Genomic DNA, 4,946 nt, shown 5'->3' on the forward strand with positions numbered 1-4,946 from the left:
GTATTCAAGTGTTGCCTCGTTCGCCGGAACAATCAGAGAATAATATTCCTTCAAATAGTCGATAACCAGACGGCTATTAGCTATCAGCTCTGTATCTATTACCGAATACAATTCCCCATTTGAAGCATAAAAGCTATATAGGATACCCTCATTACCGTTGCCGGTTTTGTAAGTGAGTTGAATAGAACCAGCTATTGTTGCCTCCGATACAAGACCATATCGCTTCATTGAAAACTCCATATAGTTCTTGACCTCGTCTATGGTTGAACTTTCAACATGATAAGGCTCCGTCCATACTTTCAACTCCGGCTGAAGCTCTTCAACATCATCCAAAATGTTGTCTTTGCCACAAGAAGTTAATACCAATGGTACTGCCATTAGGAATACTACAATGGCAAATGAGAAGTATTTATTCATATTCATAATATTTTGATTGTTATTGACTTGAATATATCTGTGTATTCACGTGTACGTGTAAACATGTATATATTGCTACACGTACACATACCTATACGTACACATGGCTACGTGTATACACGTTTACATTACATCATTGATGCTTTTGGACTTGACTTTCCGAGCCTTGCCATGCTTCGCCTCGTATGCCTCGATGCCCTGTTTCATCACATACTCCATAAAGGCACGTATAGTGAAACCCTCCTTGTAAGCTATTGCCTGTACCTTATCTACAAGTTCCCTGGAGCAGATAAAGGAGAAATGCCGCCAGGAATTGTCCAGTTGCTCTTTACGTTCTGCCTTGACTGACCGTTTTTCCTGTTTCGGAATTGGCTTGGTCTCGGGTGTTTGTTCTACTGTTTTATTGTCAGGGCTGATAGCAGCACTGCCCAAAATATTGCCAAGCAGAATGTCCATATTGTTTTTTGTCATAGTTGTTATTGGTTACGTGAAAGAATTTCCTCCGTAAGTGCAAGATAATCCTTTGCACCGTTGGAATTTAAATCATACTCGAATATACTTTTGCCACTACCGGCTGATTCAGCCAAGGCGATATTCTCACGGATGCGGGTATTCATGGTGATACTTTCGTAACGCTCCTTTACAGCCTGTTCCACTACCTTGTTCAGTTTACGATGATTGAATCTGGCGATGAACACACCGCCCAGGCGAAGCGACGGTTTGACACGTTGCAAGGTGGTGACAAATGCGTCAAGCATCCTCATGCCTTTCAAAGGAAGCAGCTCCGGTGTCATCGGTACGATGATCTCATCAGCCGCGATAAAGGCATTGGTAGTGACAATACCAAGAGAAGGCGGACAGTCAATCAGGATATAGTCATAGTCTTTCCTGAGCGGTTCAAGCAGACGGCTGAGCAGTTGCTCTCTTGCCAACAGATTGGTCAGAGCTATTTCCGCACTTGCCATTTCAAGGGAAGAAGGGACAAGGTCAAGATTCTCCCGGATATGTTTTACAGGCAAAGGAACACCGTTTACCAATGAATCAAAAATGCTCGTCTCAATTTCATCCTCATTAGGTATGAAATACAGTGTCAGGTTTGCCTGTCCGTCAAGGTCTATAAGCAGGACTTTCTTGCCTTTCATTGCCATACAAGCCCCGATAGAGGCGGTTGAAGTTGTCTTTGATACGCCACCTTTATGGTTGGCGAAAGTGATGATTTTCTGTGCCATACTATTTGTTTTTATGTTTATATGTTTCAATGTGTTCTTGTATTCCTGTTTACACGTGTACTTGTCCACATGTATCAATGTATACAAAGGTAAATGTATGATATACAAACACCTACCAATGTCTCCTAACAGTTGAAAACAGTCAGGGAAAGTATCAGGGTCATAATAATATGACTTCATCTTTGCTCACTAATCGTTGTGCTCCGCTGATTAACCGTACAAGAAGTTGTTCGTTATACACTGCCACAATTATTCCATGGCTACAGCCCCTGCATGGGGTTATAAGTTCGCAAGATGCTCCAATCAGTTCTGCGCTGTACCTGTCCATATTATCTTGTTTTTATGCAAGGACACGAGACTTGCCTCATGTCCTTGCGGGTATGTTATTCGAATGTAAAAGGGTGGATGTAGAAATAGGTCTCTTCGCTTTCGTATTCATAGCTATTGATAAAATCCACCATTTCTTTTTCACTGCGGTCTCCCTGTCCAATACCGGTCTTTGATGTCCATTCAGCTATGGCATCCTCAATGGTGTCAAAAACATCCTCACATGCATCCTCGAAAGGTTCTCCGTATGAACTCACACAACATTCTTCGGGAAAAAAATCCCCCTCGTCATGGGTATAGAACAAATCACATCCACTTTCGCAACATCTGTATGAAATACTCAGTTCATCATTCAATATCCGGTTTATTTCAAAGAAGAGTTCGTTACAGGCATCCCATGCGGTTTCTGTCTCAAATGAAAGAAGGAAATAATCATTCTCTTCGTCTTCTTCATATTCAGCCCAATAGATATGTCCTCTAACACTGATTTGCTTTTTCTCATAGTCAATGCCGTAATGCTCGGCAAGCTTGAACAGCCTTATATCCTTACTATCCACTTCCATGTCCTGAAAGGTAGTCCACAGGTTATTTACTGCTTCACGTGTCCCAGTGACCTTATAGGTCGTTGTTGCTAAATTTGCCATATCATTGAATTTTAAAAGATTACCACTCCGTATAATAACTCTGGTCGTTGTTCTCGCATTCCTCAGCCCATTCTTCATCGGTGAAGTCACTGTGCAGACATTCATCACTGCAATAGTAGGCTACTCCCATGTCAGCACAATACCCGGCACGCATCAGTCTGCCACACTCTGAACATCTTCTGCAAGCCCTGTCTGTGTCCCACCAGAAGTCAGTGAAAGACTCGGCTATGACATCCTCACTGGTGTTCTCGTCCCACTTGTCAAGGTAGAACTCTGCAAACTTGTTCAACTCCGGCTCTGTGTAGAGCATCTTTTCAGTACCGCCAACAGCCTTGGTCAGTCGGCTCAGGATTGATTGGATTGTCGTCATAATATCATCTGTTTTTTTTCTTCCCTCTCGTAGATCAACTACTTCGGGAACACATATAAATTTTGTTGCACCAAGAAGGTGTCGGGGCTGTCTCTGCAAGGTTTTGCTCCAAAATACTACCCGCAGGTGTGGAGATTTTGCGGCAAAGCGAAGCCCTGACCTTGCTGATGACAAGACCGGACAATTACCTTCGCAACGGAATTTATGCCAGTTCCCCGAAGTCGGTGTATAAGGAACGAATCTCGGCAAAGAGAAGTATAAGCATAAAAAAAGCGACCCGAAGGCCGCTCTATTGGAGAGAAGAAAGGATTTACTTGCCCTTCTTGGAGTTCTTCTCCTGAGCTGCTGGAGTTTCCTCCTTTTCAACAGCTTCATAGAACCTGGTGGCTACAAATGCCACTCTGTTGCGCTTGACACCGTCGGCATCCTGCCACTCCTCCGGCTTGAAATAGCCTTCAACCGTGAGGAGTGCTCCTTTGACAAGGCGGTCAAAGGATGTAGTATTCTCATTCTTGCGCCATGTCTCGACGTTTATGAAAGCGGAAGTGCGGGTTGTTTCCTCGCCTGATTTCTCAGTGCGGCTGATTGCCAAAGGGAAACGTGCAACGCTTGCGGTTGAGAACTGATGGATGCTTGCATCCTTACCTACAAAACCAGAAACTACGAAAGAATTTTCCATTTTCTTCATAACATTGAAATTTTAGAAGTGAAACATTTATTTTTTACGTTGCCATCAAAGTTGGCAAGGATAGCAATCAGGCAAGTAATTACCGAATTATTTCACCGTCAGGCAGGAAAAGTTTTCCGAAAAGCTGCAGCTGGAAAAGTTTTTGAAAAAATTCAGGGAATAAGGTTCTGGTACTTGCAGTATGCGGCTTGCACTAACTTCGCAACAGGAAAAAGTAAGTGTCACGGCTTCGTCCAAAATGAGATGTGAAGGGAATGGCCTGATATTCTTGTGTCTGGTCATGGTAAAGAATGCTGTTCTCATAGTCAGACTCGACAGGTTTCACAGATCCATGGCAAGCAATCCGGACATAGTGAAAGCGATAACTCCCAAACTTCACCATGAACCCGGCATAGCATAGCAAGAGAAATACGAAACTCCGCACTCTGCATAAAAAGGTCTGAACACGGAAGCTATTCAAGAGGATGGAAGCCAGAGGTGAAGCACAACAAGGCTGATGCCACTCATGTGAGTGATGAAAAGGTGCAAAATCAGCAAGGAGAAAAAGAAAGGCAATGCCTATCAGTCAAAGAGCGGACTTCTGTCCTACTCTGGCTTACTGCAAGTTTAAAGTTTAGATTTACCCATGTATATATACATGTATTTTAAACTTTGGTTACAAACCTGAACAGGTTTATAAAAAGACTGACGAACAATTCATTGCGAATAGAAATATCATATGAGAAAGAAAATGGGAACTACATTTTCTCCTTACTGAAGCACCGACAGACAATGCACAACCATGTAAATATTCTCATAAAGTAGTTAACAGCCCGGATAAAAGAATTTGATAATATAAAGTCGGCAATAAATCGGTTTTATTGCCGACTTTATATTATCCTAGCAGAACAATGGAATCATTTTACAAAGAGTAAACGTAAATGGTAAGACAATGTTTTATGGTGTGATTTCAGATTGTTGATCGAGAAATATTTACCTCTTCATATTAGGAAACAGTCAAGCAGATAGGTGTAGTTTCGTTAATAAGAGATTCTACTTAATTTCTTAGTCATTTGCGGGATACTTTTAATACTATGCTTTTACAACACAAAAAAAATACCTCATATATTCCATAATATGATGAATTCATAATGGTGTTACTTAATATAGAAAAACACACTAAAGAATGATTAATTGCTCAGAACTTATATATAAAGTCGGCAATAAAGTTGGTTTGTTGCCGACTTTATATTATATTTGCACTACAATGAGTATTGACGAGAAATATAGTA

Annotated in this window: 8 protein-coding genes; 1 reads left to right on the forward strand and 7 read right to left on the reverse strand. The window is 41.6% G+C overall.

The window, feature by feature from the left end:
- The 7 genes from QZ379_RS12015 to QZ379_RS12045 form a co-directional block, all read right to left on the reverse strand.
- A partial coding sequence (locus QZ379_RS12015; RefSeq protein WP_291565088.1) for a hypothetical protein occupies positions 1–417 on the reverse strand: 417 nt, incomplete at its 3' end.
- A gap of 123 nt (positions 418–540) precedes the next feature.
- Complete coding sequence (locus tag QZ379_RS12020; protein ID WP_075317538.1) at positions 541–888, reverse strand: hypothetical protein; 348 nt, start codon at positions 886–888, stop codon at positions 541–543.
- 5 nt (positions 889–893) lie between these two features.
- On the reverse strand, positions 894–1,646 hold the full coding sequence (locus QZ379_RS12025; RefSeq protein ID WP_004309323.1) for a ParA family protein: 753 nt from the start codon (positions 1,644–1,646) through the stop codon (positions 894–896).
- A gap of 160 nt (positions 1,647–1,806) precedes the next feature.
- Positions 1,807–1,974 carry a ribonuclease P gene (locus QZ379_RS12030; RefSeq protein ID WP_100069973.1) on the reverse strand — a complete coding sequence of 56 codons (168 nt, stop codon included), beginning with the start codon at positions 1,972–1,974 and terminating at the stop codon, positions 1,807–1,809.
- 55 nt (positions 1,975–2,029) lie between these two features.
- Entirely contained in the window at positions 2,030–2,617 is a 588-nt protein-coding gene (locus QZ379_RS12035; RefSeq protein ID WP_005826889.1) for a hypothetical protein, read from the reverse strand.
- Between the two features lie 19 nt (positions 2,618–2,636).
- The gene (locus tag QZ379_RS12040) at positions 2,637–2,987 is read right to left on the reverse strand and encodes a hypothetical protein (RefSeq protein WP_075317540.1); all 351 of its coding nucleotides are present in this window, start codon (positions 2,985–2,987) and stop codon (positions 2,637–2,639) included.
- 310 nt (positions 2,988–3,297) lie between these two features.
- Positions 3,298–3,675 carry a single-stranded DNA-binding protein gene (locus tag QZ379_RS12045; RefSeq protein WP_004309321.1) on the reverse strand — a complete coding sequence of 126 codons (378 nt, stop codon included), beginning with the start codon at positions 3,673–3,675 and terminating at the stop codon, positions 3,298–3,300.
- A 181-nt stretch (positions 3,676–3,856) separates the two neighbouring features.
- Between QZ379_RS12045 and QZ379_RS12050 the strand changes: the two genes are divergently transcribed.
- Positions 3,857–4,075 carry a hypothetical protein gene (locus tag QZ379_RS12050; RefSeq protein WP_005826897.1) on the forward strand — a complete coding sequence of 73 codons (219 nt, stop codon included), beginning with the start codon at positions 3,857–3,859 and terminating at the stop codon, positions 4,073–4,075.
- Positions 4,076–4,946 lie beyond the last annotated feature (871 nt).

The organism is Bacteroides sp., from assembly GCF_019417265.1.
Lineage (GTDB): Bacteria > Bacteroidota > Bacteroidia > Bacteroidales > Bacteroidaceae > Phocaeicola.

Excerpts from the sequence above, each read along its gene's own strand:
- QZ379_RS12020 (WP_075317538.1), bottom strand. The coding sequence starts at position 888 with ATGACAAAAAACAATATGGACATTCTGCTTGGCAATATTTTGGGCAGT.
- QZ379_RS12025 (WP_004309323.1), bottom strand. The coding sequence starts at position 1,646 with ATGGCACAGAAAATCATCACTTTCGCCAACCATAAAGGTGGCGTATCA.
- QZ379_RS12030 (WP_100069973.1), bottom strand. The coding sequence starts at position 1,974 with ATGGACAGGTACAGCGCAGAACTGATTGGAGCATCTTGCGAACTTATA.
- QZ379_RS12035 (WP_005826889.1), bottom strand. The coding sequence starts at position 2,617 with ATGGCAAATTTAGCAACAACGACCTATAAGGTCACTGGGACACGTGAA.
- QZ379_RS12040 (WP_075317540.1), bottom strand. The coding sequence starts at position 2,987 with ATGACGACAATCCAATCAATCCTGAGCCGACTGACCAAGGCTGTTGGC.
- QZ379_RS12045 (WP_004309321.1), bottom strand. The coding sequence starts at position 3,675 with ATGAAGAAAATGGAAAATTCTTTCGTAGTTTCTGGTTTTGTAGGTAAG.
- QZ379_RS12050 (WP_005826897.1), top strand. The coding sequence starts at position 3,857 with ATGCGGCTTGCACTAACTTCGCAACAGGAAAAAGTAAGTGTCACGGCT.